A 16,356-nucleotide genomic window follows, 5' to 3' on the forward strand; every position below is an offset into this window, starting at 1 on the left:
CGCCGGCCTGGCGGCGGGCGCGGCGGCCGGGGCCGGCTCCGCTTTGGCGGCGGGCTCGCCCTTCGCCTCGCCGGCCTCGCCGATCCGGGCGACGACCGTGTTGACGGCGACGGTCTGACCGGGCTGGACCAGGATCTCCGCGAGGGTTCCGGCGGCGGGGGAGGGGATCTCCGCGTCGACCTTGTCCGTCGAGATCTCGAACAGGGGTTCGTCGCGGGAGACCGTGTCCCCCACGTTCTTGATCCATCGCGTGATCGTCCCTTCGGCGATCGATTCCCCCATCTGGGGCATGATGACGTCGGTGGCCATGCGGAGCTCCTTTCAGTATCCGGCGAGCGCGCGGGCGGCGCGCGCGATCTTTTCCGCGTTCGGGAGGAAGAACGCCTCCATCGGCGGCGCGTACGGGACGGGCGTGTCGGGCGCGGCCACGCGAAGGACCGGCCCGTCCAGGCTTTCGAAACAGTGCTCGGTGATGCGGGCGGACACCTCGGCGCCGACGCCCCCGGTCTTCGTGTCCTCGTGGACGATCAGCGCCTTGCCGGTCCGCCCGACGGAGGCGAAGATCGTCTCGTCGTCGAGCGGAAGCAGCGTCCGCAGGTCGACGACCTCGCAGTCGATTCCCTCCGACTCGAGCGCGGCGGCCGCGTCGAGCGCCTCCCAGACCATCGCGCCGTAGGTCACGATCGAGAGGTCGCGCCCCGGACGGGCGACCCTCGCCTTGCCGATCGGGACCGTGTACTCCTCGGAGGGGAGCTCCTCCCGGATCCGGCGGTAGAGGAACTTGTGCTCGAAGAAGATGACGGGATCCTCGTCCCGGATCGCGGACTTCAGCAGCCCCTTCGCGTCGTACGCGGTTGCCGGCTGCACGACCTTGAGGCCGGGAGTGTGCGTGAAATACGCCTCCGGGTTCTGCGAGTGGAAGGGCCCCCCGTGGACGCCTCCTCCCGACGGGCCGCGGACGACGATCGGGATCCCGACGCCGGTCCGGTACCGCGACTTGGCGGCGAAGTTGGTGATCTGGTCGAAGGCGCAGGAGATGAAATCGGCGAACTGCATCTCGGCGACGGGGCGCAGGCCCATCATCGCGGCGCCGATCGCCGCGCCGACGATCGCGTCCTCGGAGATCGGCGTATCGATGACCCGGTCCGGGCCGAACCGCTCGATCATCCCGTCGGTCACCTTGAAGGCGCCGCCGTAGACGCCGACGTCCTCTCCGATCACGAAGACCCGGTCGTCGGCCTCCATCTCCTCCCAGAGCGCGTCGTGGATCGCGTCGACGTACGTCGTCCCGCCCGGGTTCTCGTCGCGGGGACGGGCGTCCGCCATCAGCGCTTCCCTTCGGCGTAGCGGAGGAACAAGGGCTCGGTCTCGCGCGGGGCGGCCGCGTACACCCCCTCGAGCGCGGCCTCGCCGCGCGGCGAGGGCGCCGTCTCGGCGATCTCGAGCTCCCGGTCGACCTGCTCGGTGACGGCGGCGTCGACCCGGCGCAGGTCGTCGGCGGCGGCCACCTTCCCCGCCTCCAGGACGCGCGCCCACCTCTCGAGCGGATCGCGGTCGCGCCAGGCGGCGAGCTCCTCCTTGTCGACGTAGTGCTGGGCGTCGTGCTCGGCGTGGCCCTTCATCCGGTACGTCACGGCCTCGACGAACACCGGCCCCTCGCCGCGACGGGCCCGCGCGACCGCGTCGACCGCGGCCTTCCACACGAGCTCCACGTCGTTGCCGTCGATCGTCACGGCGGGAATGCCGTATGCCTTGGCCCGGTCGGCGAGCGACGCGCACGCCATCTGTTGGGAGAAGGGGGTCGAGTACGCCCAGTGGTTGTTCTCGCCGATCACGACGAGCGGGAGCTTTCGGACGGCGGCGAAGTTCATCCCCTCGTGAAACGGGCCCGTCGACGTCGCGCCGTCGCCGATGTACGTCATGCAGACGACGTTGCGCTTCCGGATCTTCGCCGCGAGCGCCACGCCCGCCATCACCGGGATGAGCTCTCCGAGCATCGAGATCGGACCGATCACGCCGCGCTCGAGCGAGGCGAAATGCAGGTTCCCGTCCTTGCCCCGGGATGGAGAGCTGGCCCGGGCGAGATACTGGGCGAACAGCTCCCGCGGCGCGTAGCCGCGCACGAGCACGGATCCGAGGTTCCGGATGAGGGGGCTCACGAAGTCGCCGGGGGAGAGCGCGTACGCCGTGCCCACCGACGTCGCCTCCTGGCCGAGGGAACGGTAGAGACCTCCGACGACCTTCCCCTGCCGGTAGAGGTTGACGAGGCGCTCCTCGACCACGCGGTTCAACCGCATGAACCGGTACAGCTCGAGCTTCTGCGAGTCCGAAAGCTGGTCCATGGTCCTCCCTCGATCGATTATATCCAGCCGACCCGCGCCGAACGGGGAGGCGCGAATCCGTCTATGATCGTCCGATGCCGCCGATCGACGTCTCGGTCATCATCGCCTCCGACCGCGTCGGACCGGATCTCGACGCCTGCCTGGCGTCGCTCGCCGAGCAGGAGGAGGCGCCCGCGTTCGAGGTGCTCGTCGTCTCCGGCGATGAGCCTCGACGCCGCGGCGACCTGCTCGTCGGATGGGTCCGGATGGAGGAACGCAACCCCGCGATGCGCCGCAATCGCGGCGCCGACTTCGCCGCCGGACGCGTTCTCGCGTTCATCGACGACGACGCGCGCGCGGCGCCGGACTGGCTCCGCCGGGCCGTCGAGACCTCCCGGCGGACGCCGCTCTTCGGCGGCATCGACGTTCTCCCCGCCGGCTCGCCGTACGGGGAACGGCTCGCGGACCTGCTCCTCGCGACACCGGCGATCGGCTCGGCCGTCCCGGCGCACGAGCGTTCGCCGCGGGGCGGGCCGGTGCGGCTGCCGTCGGACCTCGCCCTCTGCAACATGGCCGTTTCCCGGGACCTCTGGGACCGGCTCGGCGGGTTCGACGAATCCCTCGGCTACATCGGGGAGGACACCGATTTCGTCCACCGCGCCGCGCAGGCGGGCGTCGTGCCGGAGCTCGACCCCGGGCTCGTCGTCTTCCACCGCCGCCGGGCCTTCCCCGGCCCGTTCCTCGCGCAGCGCTGGCGATATCGCGTCAAGAGCGGGCGGCGTCTCGTCGAGCGCCCGGACGGGGCGCCGGCCGGCAAGATCGCCGCGTTCCTCGGCGCGGCCGCCGCGGCCGCGGCGGGATCGATCTTCTTCGGCCGGCGGTTCGCGGTGCCGGCGGCGGCCGCGTACGCCGCGGCCGCGTGGGCGTTCTCGGCGCGCATCTGGCGCCGCGATCCCGCCCTGTTTCCGGCCGTGCCCGCCGCCTTCTTCCTCCACCACGCCAACTACGCCATCGCGACGACGGCCGGCATCGGCGCGGCCCTCCTGTCGCGCACGCGGGGGAAGCCCGCGGCCGCCGCGGAGCCCTCGGCGCGTCCGGCCGCGTTGCCCGCGCGGCGATGAACCCGGCGCTGCTCGCCGCGCACTGGGTTCGGGGAAGGGAGACGCTCCCCCGGTATCTCATTCTCGGGATGACCAACCTCTGCAACTCGAAGTGCGTCACCTGCTTCTACTGGGACCACCTGAACGTCAACCGGCATCTGGAAATGTCGCTGGAGGAATACGACCGGGCGCTGGCGGACCTCGGCGCCCTCTATTCGGTCGTCCTCACGGGGGGGGAGCCGACGTTGAACCGCGATCTCCCGGCGATCACGAGGCTCCTCTACGGGCGCCACGACGCCTCGAACGTCACGATGCCGACGAACTCCCTCATCCCCGAGCAGGTGGAGGCGATCGTCGCCGGAGCCCTGGCATCGCGAAAGGACGAGCGGCAGACGTTCACCGTCGGCCTCTCCCTCGACCATCTGGGAGAGCGGCACGACGCGATTCGGGGCGCCCCGGGGAACTTCCCGAAGGTGGTCGAGACCTATCGCCGGCTCGCGGCGCTGAAGGAGAAGTCGCGCGGCTTCGTCCTGAACGTGCAGACCGTGCTCGCCTCGTTCAACATGGGCGACCTCCCCGAGATCACGGGCTGGGTCGCGGGAAACTTCCCGGAGATCGACTTCCACTCGTTCGAGCTCCTGCGGCCCCCGTTCCCCGATCCGTCGATCCGCGCCCTGACCTCGGACGAGTACGCCGAGCGGCTCCGGTTCCTGAAACCCTACTGGCGCCGCTTCGACCGCTACCGGCCGATCCTCCGGCAGCTCAAGGTCGCGGCCCGGACGGCGGAGCTCGAGACGCTCGAGCAGGAGCGGATGGTCTATCCCTGTTACGCCGGGACGATCTCCGGGGTCCTGAACCCGGAAGGAACGGTCTCCCTGTGCGAGGTGATGTGGGAGGTCGGCAACATCCGCGACTTCGGCTGGTCGTTCCGGAAGGCGTGGTTCTCGGAGAAGGCGGTCGAGATGCGGCGCCAGATCGCGGAGCGCGCCTGCTGGTGCACGCATTCCTGCTTCATGACGTCGTCGCTCCCGTTCTCGGCGAAGGGGGTCGCGCACCTCGCGCGCGAGGCTCTCCTGCCGGGGCGCTGAGCGCTCCCTATTGCAGCGGGCTCGGCACGGCGAAGGCGTAGAGATTGCCCGCCACGTCGCCGAAGTAGATCCGTCCGCGGGAGATCGCGACCCCGCCGTACAGGTCGGAAGAGGCGTCCGCCTTCCAGAGGAGCTCGCCGGTGGCCGCGTCGAGCGCGATGCAGCTCTTGCCGCCGGCCGCGAAGACGACCCCGTTGGCGTAGGAGATCGGCGCGAGGACCGGACCGGCCGCCGCGTAGCGCCACAGGATCGCGCCCGTGGCCGGGTCGAGGGCGTAGACGGTCCCGTGCGCGCTGTAGTCGGGGGGCACGCCGGCCCCGACGTACAGGCGCCGGCCGTCGAAGGCGGCGGTCGAGATCGTCCCATGCCCGCACTGCGGACACTCGCCTCCCACCGCGATCAGCGTCTTCCAGACCGGCCCGCCCGAGAGGTCGTCGCGCCGGAAAGCGTAGTAGTAGCCGTTCTTCTGCCCGGCGCCGACGAGCGCCCGCCCCGAGGCGTCGGCGAAGAGCGTCGGCGACGAGCCCCAGTCGGCGTCCAGGGCGAGCGCGAAGTCCTCGGGCGGGATCTTCCAGAAATCCTCGACCGCGAGCGTCCCGAGCGAGAGGCGGAGGATCGAGTAGGCGTAGCCGTCGTCGTAATGGGTGGCGGACGCGGTCGTCACGAAGAGGTTCCCCGCCGCCGCGTCGATCGCGGGGGAGGACCAGACGCCCGAGCCGTAGTGCGACCGGTCGACGGGATTCTGCGAGAGGTCGACCGTCGCCGTCAGCGTCCCCGTCGCGGCGTCGAGCGCGTCGACGCGCCCCGGGACGAACGGGTTGTCGCAGTTGCTCGACACCCCCTGGTAGACGGTTCCCGCGAGCACCGCCGGCGAGCACCATCCGTAGTACCCGCCCTGCGGCGAGTTGTCGCCGAGGCGGGTCTTCCAGCGGACCGCCAGCGTCGCCGCGTCGAGCGCGTAGAATGCGTCGTCGCCGCCGGCGACGTAGACGACGCCGCCCGTGACGTGCGGGGCCGAGGTGATTCCGAGCTCGGGCGGGCTGCATTTCGGGGCGGCGGTGCGCCCGAGGTCGGCAGTTGCGAGCACCGCCCCCGTCTCGGCGTCCAGGACCCACTCCGTTCCCGACCAGTCGCCGACGTAGACGCGCCGCCCCGCGACGATCGGGGAAGAGGCGATTGCACCCGGCAGGGTGTCCGTCCAGGCGGCCGCCATCGTCCCCATCGACGCCGGGGAGATCAGGCGCTCGCCCTGGGCCACGCCGGTCATCGCGAGGTTGGCGCAGTACTTCGGCCAGTCCTCGAGCGACCCTCGTCCCGGGTAGGCGACCACCAGAGAGGGAGGAATCACCGCGGTGCGCAGGTCGACGTTCGGCCTCTGCGCCGCCCCGCCGGAAGCGGCGCAGAGACCCGCGACGAGAGCGCACGCGCTTCGGAACCGGCGTCGGTCGGCGGCGCGCATCCTTCGCGTTACTTCTTGAACAGGGCTTCGAATGCGCTCCGGGCGTCCGACGGCGCTTCGGAGGCTCGGGCGCCGGTCAGGTCGAAGCTCGCGAGAGGATCGAAGAGGGGGCACTCGTTGGCCGCCGTCTTCACGGCGACCCGAGCCGGGATCTCGGCGTGGCGCACGCACTCCCAACGCGCGGTCGAATCGAAGCGGCGGCACTGGACGCAGGCGTGGAGCGGCGCTCCGCACTTCGGGCAGACGCTCGCGGGAACGATCTCGTCGAGACCGGGAATGCGCTGCCCGCACTTCTTGCACTGGACGACGAGGTCCTTCTCGAACCCGGCGCTGCGTCCCCGCGGCGCGCCTTCGGTGCGCGGCGGCGCGCCTTCCGCGGGGCCGCGAGGGGCGCGGGGAGAGGGGGAACCCGAATCCATGTAGCCTCGGTGGCGGTATTTTCGATCGTCGGACACGACGCTCCACTCTACCCGAAAAGGTTTGGCCCGAAAAGACGCGATCGGCGATAATCGGCCGGATGCGCGAAAAACCGCCGAGCCCGCTCGTCCCCGAGGGAGTCGCCGAGGGACGCCGCCGCTGGAGCGAGAAGGCCCGGCGCAGCTTCGACAAGGTCCCGCCGTGGAAGTCGGACTTCACGACGGTCTCCTCCCAGCCCGTGCCGGAGCTCGCCGCGCCCGACTCGCAGCCCGGCTTCGACTACGAGCGCGATCTGGGGTGGCCGGGGGAATATCCCTACACCCGGGGCGTGCAGCCGACGATGTACCGGGGCAAGCTCTGGACGATGCGGCTCTTCGCCGGGTACGGATCCGCGCGGCAGACGAACGCCCGGTTCAAGTACCTCCTCGAGCACGGCCAGACCGGGCTTTCGACGGCCTTCCATCTTCCCACGCTCTACGGGTACGACTCGGACCACCCGATGGCGAAAGGGGAGGTGGGCAAGTGCGGGGTCGCCGTCGACAGCCTCGCCGACATGGAGACCCTCTTCGACGGCATCGACCTCGGCGCGGTGACGACCTCGATGACGATCAATTCGACCGCCCCGATCGCGCTCGCCATGTACCTGGCCGTCGCCGAGAAGCACGGGACCCCGTGGGAGAAGGTCGGAGGGACGCTCCAGAACGACATCCTGAAGGAATACATCGCGCAGAAGGAATACATCTTCCCGCCGCGGCCGTCGATGCGGCTCATCACCGACCAGTTCCGGTTCTGCGCCGAGCGCGTTCCGAAGTGGAACACGATCTCGATCTCGGGCTATCACATCCGGGAGGCGGGCTCGACGGCGCTCCAGGAGCTCGCCTTCACGCTGCGCGACGGCGTCGAGTACGTGAAGTACGGGATCGACGCGGGTCTCGACGTCGACACGTTCGCGCCGCGGCTCTCCTTCTTCTTCAACTCGCACAACGACTTCTTCGAGGAGGTCGCCAAGTTCCGGGCGGCCCGCCGCGTCTGGGCGAAGACGATGCGCGAGCGGTTCGGCGCGAAGGACCCGCGCTCGTGGATGTGCCGCTTCCACACGCAGACGGCCGGCTGCTCGCTGACGGCCCAGCAGCCCTACAACAACGTCGTCCGCACGGCGATTCAGGCGCTCGCCGCCGTCCTCGGCGGCACGAATTCGCTCCACACGAACTCCCTCGACGAGACGCTCGCGCTCCCGACCGACTTCGCGGTCAAGGTCGCGCTGCGGACTCAGCAGATCATCGCGCACGAGTCGGGGGTCGCGAACACGATCGACCCGCTCGGCGGATCGTGGTTCGTCGAGGAGATGACGACAGGGATGGAGCAGGGGACGTTCGACTACTTCCGCCGGATCGACGAATTCGGCGGGATGGTGGAGGCGATCGAAGCCGGGTTCCCGCAGAGGGAGATCATGGACGCGGCCTACCGGTACCAGCGCGCGCTCGACGACGGGGAGAAGATCATGGTCGGCGTCAACGAATTCACCGACACGGGCGAGGAGCCGCCCCTCCCGATCCTCTCGATCGACCAGTCCACCGAGGACGAGCAGAGGCGCGCGCTCGGCGAGGTCAAGCGGACGCGCGACGGGAAGGCGGTCGTCTCGACGCTTTCGGCGCTCCGGCAGGCCTGCCGCGACGGGGCGAACGTGATGCCGGCGCTGGTCGAGGCCGTGAAGAGCTACGCGACCATCGGGGAGATCTCCGACGTCATGCGCGAGGTCTTCGCCGTGTACGAAGAGCCGGTGGTGTTCTGATGCGCGACGCGCGCCCGTTCTTCCCGGCCCCGGACGAGACCGACGGCTCCCTTTCCGGCGTGGCGACCGGCGTCGTCGGCTCCGAGATCCTGAAGATCGCCGCCGACGTGCGCCAGGCGCTCGCGCGGGGCGAAAAGCTCGTGAACCTGACGGTCGGGGACTTTTCTCCGGCGCAGTTCCCGATTCCGGTTCGACTGCAGGAGGAGATCGCGCGGGCTTACCGGGAGCACCAGACGAACTATCCCCCCTCCGACGGCGTGCTCGCGCTCCGCGAGGCCGTCGCCGAGCTCCTGGCGAAGGACCAGGGGCTCGCGTACCCGCTCGAATCGCTGCTGATCGCCGGCGGCGCCCGGCCGATCCTCTACGGCACCTACCGGACGATCCTCGACCGCGGCGACACGGTCGTGTACTCCGTGCCTTCCTGGAACAACAACCACTACGCGCACCTGACGGAGGTGCGCGCGATCGAGCTCGAAGGCCAGCGGGAAAAGGGGTTCTTTCCTTCGGCGGCCGAGTTCGCGCCGCACCTTCCGGAGGCGCGGCTCCTCGTGCTGAACTCGCCGATGAATCCGACCGGGACCGTCGTGGACCCGTCGGAGCTCGCGAAGATCGCCGAGATGGTCGTCGAGGAGAACGCTCGCCGGCGCCGGTCCGGGCGGAAGGCGCTCTTCATCCTCTACGACCAGATCTACTCGGCGCTGCATTTCGGGAACGCGCGGCGATCGAGCCCGCCGGAGCTCGTCCCGGAAACGTTCGCCTTCACCGTGCTGCTCGACGGGATCTCCAAGCAGTTCGCCGCGACCGGCCTGCGGGTCGGGTGGGCCGCCGGTCCGCCCGCGCTGATCGCCCGGATGCGAGACATCCTGGGGCACGTCGGCGCGTGGGCGCCCAAGCCCGAGCAGGTCGCGACGGCGCGGTTCCTCGGCGACGCCGCGGCGGTCGCGGAGCACCGGAAGACGTTCGCCGCCGCGATCCGGTCGCGGCTGGACCTCCTCTACGGCATCTTCCGCCGGATGAAGGAAGAGGGGCTGCCCGTCGACGCCATCGAGCCGCAGGGGGCGATCTACCTCTCGGCGCGCTTCGACCTCGCCGGGGGAGAGCTCGCGGGGACGCCGATCCGTTCCAACGAGGAGATCCGCAAGCTTCTCCTCGAGAAAGCCGGGATCGCCGTCGTGCCGTTCCAGGCGTTCGGGTACCGCCCCGAGAACGGCTGGTTCCGTCTCTCCGTCGGCGCCGTCTCGGAGGACGAGATTCGCGGGTGCGAGGAGCGGCTGCGGGCTCTCGTCTCCTCGGTCAAGGTCGCGGTCGCGTCCTAGAAGCATCGCGGTTTACGGCCGATTTGACCGGGTTCCGGGCAGGGGATAGATTGGCGGGATGAACGTGAATGAATCCGCAGGCCTCGGCCTGCTCGGCTTCGACTCCTTCCATTTCCTCGTCGCCGACCTCGAGCGGAGCCACGAGTTCTACACGAAGCTCCTCGACTGGCCGCTCGTCGCGAAATCGACCAAAGAGCTGACCGAGAGGAGCGCCCAGCATTCGAACGTGTACTCGGCCGGCGACATCCGGGTCGTGGTCTCGACACCGCTCTCCGACCGCGGGCGCGCGGCGACTTTCCTGCGCAGCCACCCCGACGGGGTGTCGTCGATCTCCTTCCGCGTGAAGGACGTCGAGCAGACGTGGGACTACCTCGCCCCGCGCGGCGCGACGTTCCTCTCCGACATCGAGACCTACCGGGACAACGACGGCGGAACGTACCGGCGGTTCCTGATCGCCACGCCGCTCGGTGACCTCGCCTACCGGTTCGTCGAGCGCCGGGACTTCCGCCCGTTCGCCCCGGAATTCGACGCCGTCCCCGTCGACGACTCCTCCAAGGCGCCGAGGAACCGGCTGGGGTTCGAGATCCTCGACCACGTGACCTCGAACGCGCTGACGATGGCCCCCGTCGTCCTCTGGTATCGCGAGGTGCTCGGGTTCGACGAATACTGGAACATCCAGTTCCACACCGAGGACGTCAAGAAGGGAGGGGAGCACGGCTCGGGGCTCAAGTCGATCGTGATGTGGGACCCGTCGTCGGAGCTCAAGTTCGCGACGAACGAGCCGCTGAAGCCCTTCTTCCGGGAGTCGCAGGTCAACATCTTCACGGAGGAGAACCGCGGTCCCGGCGTCCAGCACATCGCCCTCCGGGTTCCCGAGATCATTCCGGTCGTCGACGAGATGAACCACCGCGGAGTGAAGTTCCTCGATGCGCCGCAGACCTACTACGACAACATCACCCGGTGGCTCTCGGAGAAGCACGTGTCGCGGGTCAAGGAGCCGCTCGACGACCTTCGGCGGCTGAACATCCTGGTCGACGGCGAGGACGAGAAATACCTCCTCCAGATCTTCATGAAGGACGGACACCAGCTCTGGAGCGACCCGAAGGCCGGGCCGTTCTTCTACGAGGTGATCCAGCGGGAAGGGGATCCCGGTTTCGGCTACGGCAATTTCCGCACGCTGTTCGAGGCGATCGAGCAGGAGCACCACAGCGTGAAGGAAGCCGAAGTCGAGATGGAGACCCGCCCCGTCGGATAGCAGCGGGCGCGGACCATACGCGCCGCTATACGGGTCCGTCGGGCCGGCCGCCGGCACGACGTACGTTTTCAGTACGCCTTAGCCGCCGCCCGGCCCGCCAAACCCGTCTTTCGGCACGTCTGGCCGCGCCTCATTGGCATGGGCGACCAAGCATCGCGGAAGACGGTAACGCCCGACCGCCCGCACGCGCCTCCAGTGAGGATTTCGGGCAGGAGCCATCGACCGCTCCGGGGCCCTGGGATCGGACCGAAAGCTTCGCGACCCTACCGGAGCGGCGTCACGGACAGCGAATAGATGTCGTCGCTGCCGGATCGAATGGTCTCGAGGGTGCCGCCGGCCGGCTCCTTGTCGAGCTCGATCCGCGCGCAGGCCGCTTGCGCGCCCTCGAAGACCGTGTTCTCCATCCCCTGGACGGAGATTCCGTCGATCTTCAAGGCGCCGAGGACGTGGGCGAGCACCCCGACGCGATCGCGGTGCCGCACGACGAGGAGGTGCGTCGCCGGGGGCCGGCGCGCGACGTTGACGACGTTCTCGACCTTGCCGGTCTCGAGGTAGACCCGGACGATCCGCACGGTCTCGGCCGCGATCGCCTCCTGCGCCTGATCGGTCGAGGCCCCGATGTGATGGGTCCCGACGACGTTCGGATGTCGGGCGAGCGCGTCGTCGAACGCTCCCTTCGACTCCGCCGGCTCCTTCGGGAAGACGTCGAGACCCGCGCGGATGGTGCCGCCGTCGAGCGCGGCGAGCAGCGCGGCCGCGTCGACGACGTCCGCGCGCGACGTGTTGACGAAGAACGCGCCGGGCCGCATCGCGGCGAAGAAGTCCGCGCCGAAGAGTCCCTTCGTCTCGGGAGCGGCCGCGAGGTGGACGGACACGACGTCGCACCGGCGCGCCAGGTCGAGGACGTCGGCCGCGCGCTCGACGCCGAGCATCTCGGCGCGCGCGTCCGTGAGCGACCGGCTCCAGGCCACGACCCGCATCCCGAAGGCCCGCGCGCGCGCCGCCACCTCGCGCCCGATCGTCCCCATTCCGGCGACCCCGAGCGTCCGGCCGAAGACTCCCTTCGCCTTCGAGAACTCCTTCTTGTTCCATTCGCCGCGGCGGAGCGCCTCGACGTTGTCCGGAATCCGGCGGTCGAGGGAGAGGATGAGGCCCATCGCGAGCTCGGCCACCGCGATCCCGTTCTTGCCGGGGCAGTTGGCGACGAAGACGCCCTTCCGCGAGGCGGCGGCGAGGTCGATCGTGTTGACCCCCGCGCCCGCCCGGATCACGAGCGCGAGCGCGCGGGACTTCTCCAGGATCGGCGCCGTCACTTTCGTCGAACGCACGACGAGGATCTCCGCGCCGGTCTCGGCGAGCCGACTCCCGAGCGCGTCGTCCTTCAGGTCCGGGTCGAAGAGGACCTCCGAGCCGGTCGCCGCGAGCCCCTCGAGCCCCGATTTCTCGAACTTGTCCGCCACGAGGATCTTCATGGGCGGGATCTTACCCTCCGGACCGGGGCGATAGAATGATCCCGTGATCGACCGGTGGACGCAGGGGATCATCCCCGACAAGCCGCACACCGTCTTCCGCGACCCGGAGACGGGTGCCCTGCTCTACGAGGAATGCTTCACCCGCGTCGGTTTCGACGGCCCCTACTCGATCCTGTACCACCGCCATGCCCCGACCGACGAGCTCACCTGCGAGCCGTCGGAGCGCGGTTTTCGGTGGGAGCCGTCCGAGCGGGGCTCCGAGCCCCTGAAGCGCCGCCTCTTCGATTCCCGGGCGGTCGCCGCCGGGGGAGCGATGCTCGACGCGCGCACGCCGCTTCTCCACAACCCGGACGTCGTGATCTCGGTCGCGCGGCCGACGGCCTCCGACGACGCGTTCGTCGTCAACGGGGACGGCGACGACCTGTTCTTCGTGGAACGGGGCTCCGGCGCCGTCCAGAGCCCGTTCGGCCGCCTCCCGTTCCGCGCGCGCGACTATGTGGTCGTGCCCAAGGGCTGTCCGTACCGGTTCCTCTTCGACGGCGCGGAGAACACGCTCTTCGGCATCGAGTGCCGGCGGGGGTTCCACGTGCCCGCGCAGTTCCGAAACGACGCCGGGCAGTTGAAGATGGACGCGGCCTACACGCATCGCGACTTCGTGCGGCCCGTGCTCGAGGGGCCCGGGGAAACGGAATCCGCTCCGCGGGAGATCTTCGGCAAGCGGCTCGACCGGTGGACCCGCCGGACGCTTCCCGCCTCGCCGCTCGACGTCGTCGGCTGGGACGGCTACGCCTACCCGGTCGCCTTTCCGATCGCGAAGTTCCAGGCGAAAACCGGCCTGATCCACCTGCCGCCGACGATCCACATCACGTTCGCGACCGGCGGCGCGGTGATCTGCTCGTTCGTCCCGCGCATGACCGACACTCACGAGAACGCGATCCCGTGCCCGTATCCGCATTCGTCGGTCGACTGCGACGAGGTGATCTTCTACGTCGACGGGAACTTCACGAGCCGACGCGGCGTCGGCAAAGGCTCGATCTCGCTCCATCCCGCGGGCGTCAACCACGGACCGCACCCGGGCGCCTACGAGGCCTCGATCGGCTCGAAGTCGACGAAGGAGCTCGCCGTGATGATCGACACGTTCCTCCCTCTCGAGCGGACCCGCGCGGCCGACGCGATCGAGCGCGGCGACTACCACGACTCGTGGAAGGTGCGCATCGACAAGCCGACGACCGAGATCACCTAGATCTGGCGCGGCGATACATCGAGCCGGGCGGGCGCGTGGCGCCGCGCGCCGCCGTCGCCGTACGTTCGCCAGTACGACCCGGGACGACGCGTTCGCCCCGCATCCCGCCGGCTCGCGTCTCGCCGCGCCTCGCTGCGGTCTCGTCGGCCGAGACTCGCCTCAAATGTCGGCGAACCGCGAGTCCGTCCGTCACGGGTCCGGAGTCGTGGCCCCTCGGCGGCGTCCCGACGCGCGACTCGCGACTGGTCGACTCGCGACGCTTCGCGGCTACGCCGGCGGTTTGGCCGGCGGAGCCGCCGGCTTCGACCTCGCCGAAGGCGTGATCCGGATCGACAGGGTCTTCCGGGCGCCGTTTGCGTCCGCGTACTTGATCGTGACGTGGTCGTTGACGCGGAGGTCGGCGAACGTCGCCGGATCCTTGCCGCGGAAGACGGTGGTCGCGGGTCCGGCCGTGAAGAACGTGACTTTCGGCGATCCGTCGCGAAGCGTTTCCCGGACCGAGAAGCGGTTCTCGGCGGCGACGATCTCGACGACCTCTCCGACGAAGAAGTGCGCGCGCGGGTGGCGCGAGGCGGCCGGCGGGGGAGTGGACGTCGAAGACGGCGGGGGGAGCGATCGCGCGGGAGCGAGCGCGAGGAGGCTGGCGGCGATCGCCGGCAGCCATCGGAGAGCGTACCCGTCGCGAACGATCGATCGCATCTTCGTGCGCGATGCGGCTGCGAACCGGGTGCCACCTCGATCCGCCGTCTTTTCAGACATTTGGCACGACCCACCGTCCGATTTGGGTTACGCCCTGTTCCAAATCGGTCATTCCGGCTTCCGGATCCCGAATTTCTCGAGCCGGTATTGCATCGTCCGGTAGGTGAGATGGACGAGCTTCGCCGCGCGGGCGATGACCCAGTCGCTTTTCTCCATGGCCTGCAACAGGAGAGCCCGCTCGACCTCTTCGATGTCGATCCCTTCGGCGGGGATCTCCACGTGGATCGATGCGGCGGCCGAACGCGGCCTCCGGATCTCGGGCGGCAGGTCATCGACCTCGACCCCTCCTCCCTCCGACAACAGCACGGCCCGCTCGAGGATCGACTCGAGCTGACGGACGTTGCCCGGCCAGTCGTACGCGACGAGCACCCGCATCGCCTCGGGGGAAATCTCGCGGAGCGGTTGGCCATGCTCCTCCGCGGCGCGCCGGACGAACCGCTCGGCGATCTCGGGGATGTCTTCCCGCCGGTCGCGGAGCGGGGGAAGGACGATCGGGATCACGTTCAGACGGTAATAGAGATCCTCGCGGAACGTTCCCTCCTTCATCATCTGCTCGAGCTCTCGGTTCGTGGCCGCGAGGACCCTCGCATCGACGGGGATCGCCTCGTTGCCGCCGACACGGCGGATCTCCTTCTCCTGGAGAGCGCGCAGGATCTTCCCCTGGAGAGGCAGGGAGAGGTCGCCGATCTCGTCGAGGAAGAGCGTCGACCCGGAAGCCACCTCGAAGAGGCCGAGCTTGCGGCGGTCGGCGCCGGTGAACGCGCCGCGCTCGTAACCGAAGAGCTCCGACTCGAGGAGCGTCTCGGGGATCGCGGCGCAGTTGATCGCGGAGAGGGGATTGTCGGCGCGGCGGCTCCGCTGGTGGATCGCGCGCGCGATCAGCTCCTTTCCCGTGCCCGATTCCCCGCGGATCAGCACCGTGGCGTTCGACCGGGCGACCTTCAGCACCAGCTTGAAGATGTTCTGCATGGCGGCGGAGTTGCCGACGATGCCGTCGAGCGCGACGCGGCCCTTCAACTGGCCCGAGAGCACCCGGTTCACCTCGCGCATCGCGCGCATCTCGACCGCCCGCTCGATCTTCAGGATCAGGTCGTCCGGCTGGAAGGGCTTCGAGAGATAGTCGTAGGCGCCCATCCGGTTGATGAGCTCGCGGCCGGCCTCCTTCGAGCCGTGCGCGGTGACGACGATGACCGGCGGCGGGTCCGAGAGGGCCTGCAGCCGGGCCACCAGCTCGGTTCCGGTCATCACCGGCATCGCGAGGTCGGTGATGACGACGTCGACGATCTCGTCTTCCAGCCGGTCCAGGGCCTCGCGGCCGTTGGTCGCCGTCACGACGCGGAAACCTTCGGCCTCGAGAATCTTCCGCAGCAGGTCGAGCGCCGGCTTCTCGTCCTCGACGAGGAGGACGTTCCCTTTCCCGCTCTTCATGCCGGGACGGCCTCGGCGAGCGGGACGCGGGGCAGCGCGAACGTGAAGCGCGTCCCTCCGGCCGGCAGGTTCTCCGCCGTGAGCTCCCCGCCGTGGTCGTGGACGATCTTTCGCGTCATGGCGAGGCCGAGCCCCACGCCCGCGTCGCGCGTCGAGAAGTACGGCTCGAAGATCTTCGAGAGGTGCTCGGGCGGGATCCCCGGGCCCGTGTCGTCGAAGCGGACGCGGACCTGCCGGGCGTCGCTCTCCGTCGCGATCGACACGCGCCCGCCGGGCGGGACCATCTGCACCGCGTTCAGGGCGACGTTCAAGAAAGCGGATTTCAGCAGGTTCCGGTCCGCCGTCAGCCCGGCCTCCCCCCCTGCGACGGCGATCTCGACGCCTCGGAGCGCGGCTTCGGGCGCGAGCTCGCGGGCGACGTCGCGGGCGAGCTCGGTCGCGTCGAAGGGCGCCGTCGCGAGGCGCATCGGCTTGCCGTAGGAGAGGAAGTTCGTGATGAGGCCGTTCAACCTCCCGATCTCGTCGCGCAGGCTCTCGGTCGTCTCCTGGAACTCCCGCTGATCCGCGGCCGCGGAGGGGAGAAAGCGGCGCCGCAGGTACTCGACGGCGAGCGCGATCGTGTTGAGCGGGTTCCGGATCTCGTGCGCAATGCCGGACGCGAGGTGCCCGAGCGAGGCGCGCCGCTCCGCGGCCGCGAGGCGCGCCT

General features: G+C 69.7%; 15 protein-coding genes. 6 read left to right on the forward strand and 9 right to left on the reverse strand.

Annotation, left to right across the window (positions count from 1 at the left end):
* The 3 genes from VKH46_04865 to VKH46_04875 all read right to left on the reverse strand — a co-directional run.
* On the reverse strand, positions 1–309 hold a 309-nt coding region (locus VKH46_04865; GenBank protein HKB70153.1), incomplete at its 3' end, for a biotin/lipoyl-containing protein.
* A gap of 12 nt (positions 310–321) precedes the next feature.
* The gene (locus VKH46_04870; protein ID HKB70154.1) at positions 322–1,326 is read right to left on the reverse strand and encodes an alpha-ketoacid dehydrogenase subunit beta; all 1,005 of its coding nucleotides are present in this window, start codon (positions 1,324–1,326) and stop codon (positions 322–324) included.
* Positions 1,326–2,342: a thiamine pyrophosphate-dependent dehydrogenase E1 component subunit alpha gene (locus VKH46_04875; GenBank protein HKB70155.1), complete on the reverse strand. Its 1,017-nt coding sequence runs from the start codon at positions 2,340–2,342 to the stop codon at positions 1,326–1,328. Before VKH46_04875 ends, VKH46_04870 begins: the two co-directional genes overlap by 1 nt.
* A gap of 74 nt (positions 2,343–2,416) precedes the next feature.
* On the opposite strand from VKH46_04875, the gene VKH46_04880 reads away from it, so the two are divergent.
* Both VKH46_04880 and VKH46_04885 read left to right on the forward strand, forming a co-directional pair.
* Complete coding sequence (locus tag VKH46_04880) at positions 2,417–3,442, forward strand: glycosyltransferase (GenBank protein HKB70156.1); 1,026 nt, start codon at positions 2,417–2,419, stop codon at positions 3,440–3,442.
* Entirely contained in the window at positions 3,439–4,509 is a 1,071-nt protein-coding gene (locus tag VKH46_04885; GenBank protein ID HKB70157.1) for a radical SAM protein, read from the forward strand. Before VKH46_04880 ends, VKH46_04885 begins: the two co-directional genes overlap by 4 nt.
* 7 nt (positions 4,510–4,516) lie before the next feature.
* Here the strand turns inward: VKH46_04885 and VKH46_04890 are convergent, their stop codons facing one another.
* Together VKH46_04890 and VKH46_04895 are read right to left on the reverse strand one after the other, a co-directional pair.
* A complete protein-coding gene (locus VKH46_04890; GenBank protein HKB70158.1) occupies positions 4,517–5,968 on the reverse strand; it encodes a PQQ-binding-like beta-propeller repeat protein in 1,452 nt (483 codons plus the stop codon).
* A gap of 8 nt (positions 5,969–5,976) precedes the next feature.
* Positions 5,977–6,387, reverse strand: a complete 411-nt coding sequence (locus tag VKH46_04895) for a hypothetical protein (protein HKB70159.1) — start codon at positions 6,385–6,387, stop codon at positions 5,977–5,979.
* Positions 6,388–6,485: 98 nt separating this feature from the next.
* Between VKH46_04895 and VKH46_04900 the strand changes: the two genes are divergently transcribed.
* The 3 genes from VKH46_04900 to VKH46_04910 all read left to right on the forward strand — a co-directional run bounded on the left by VKH46_04900 (position 6,486) and on the right by VKH46_04910 (position 10,748).
* Positions 6,486–8,177 carry a methylmalonyl-CoA mutase family protein gene (locus VKH46_04900; protein HKB70160.1) on the forward strand — a complete coding sequence of 564 codons (1,692 nt, stop codon included), beginning with the start codon at positions 6,486–6,488 and terminating at the stop codon, positions 8,175–8,177.
* Positions 8,177–9,493 (forward strand): aminotransferase class I/II-fold pyridoxal phosphate-dependent enzyme, encoded by a 1,317-nt coding sequence (locus VKH46_04905; protein ID HKB70161.1) that lies wholly within the window; start codon positions 8,177–8,179, stop codon positions 9,491–9,493. Before VKH46_04900 ends, VKH46_04905 begins: the two co-directional genes overlap by 1 nt.
* A gap of 64 nt (positions 9,494–9,557) precedes the next feature.
* Complete coding sequence (locus VKH46_04910; protein ID HKB70162.1) at positions 9,558–10,748, forward strand: VOC family protein; 1,191 nt, start codon at positions 9,558–9,560, stop codon at positions 10,746–10,748.
* A gap of 263 nt (positions 10,749–11,011) precedes the next feature.
* Here VKH46_04910 and VKH46_04915 read toward each other — a convergent pair whose 3' ends face one another.
* Complete coding sequence (locus tag VKH46_04915; protein ID HKB70163.1) at positions 11,012–12,220, reverse strand: 3-phosphoglycerate dehydrogenase family protein; 1,209 nt, start codon at positions 12,218–12,220, stop codon at positions 11,012–11,014.
* A 43-nt stretch (positions 12,221–12,263) separates the two neighbouring features.
* On the opposite strand from VKH46_04915, the gene VKH46_04920 reads away from it, so the two are divergent.
* A complete protein-coding gene (locus VKH46_04920; GenBank protein ID HKB70164.1) occupies positions 12,264–13,463 on the forward strand; it encodes a homogentisate 1,2-dioxygenase in 1,200 nt (399 codons plus the stop codon).
* A gap of 267 nt (positions 13,464–13,730) precedes the next feature.
* Here VKH46_04920 and VKH46_04925 read toward each other — a convergent pair whose 3' ends face one another.
* From VKH46_04925 to VKH46_04935, 3 genes are all read right to left on the reverse strand, one after another.
* Complete coding sequence (locus VKH46_04925) at positions 13,731–14,222, reverse strand: hypothetical protein (GenBank protein ID HKB70165.1); 492 nt, start codon at positions 14,220–14,222, stop codon at positions 13,731–13,733.
* A 48-nt stretch (positions 14,223–14,270) separates the two neighbouring features.
* Positions 14,271–15,650, reverse strand: a complete 1,380-nt coding sequence (locus tag VKH46_04930) for a sigma-54 dependent transcriptional regulator (GenBank protein HKB70166.1) — start codon at positions 15,648–15,650, stop codon at positions 14,271–14,273.
* The coding region (locus VKH46_04935) for an ATP-binding protein (protein HKB70167.1) at positions 15,647–16,356 on the reverse strand (710 nt) is incomplete at its 5' end. The genes VKH46_04935 and VKH46_04930, both read right to left, overlap by 4 nt.

The sequence above is a fragment of the Thermoanaerobaculia bacterium genome (genome assembly GCA_035260525.1).
Lineage (GTDB): Bacteria > Acidobacteriota > Thermoanaerobaculia > UBA5066 > DATFVB01 > DATFVB01.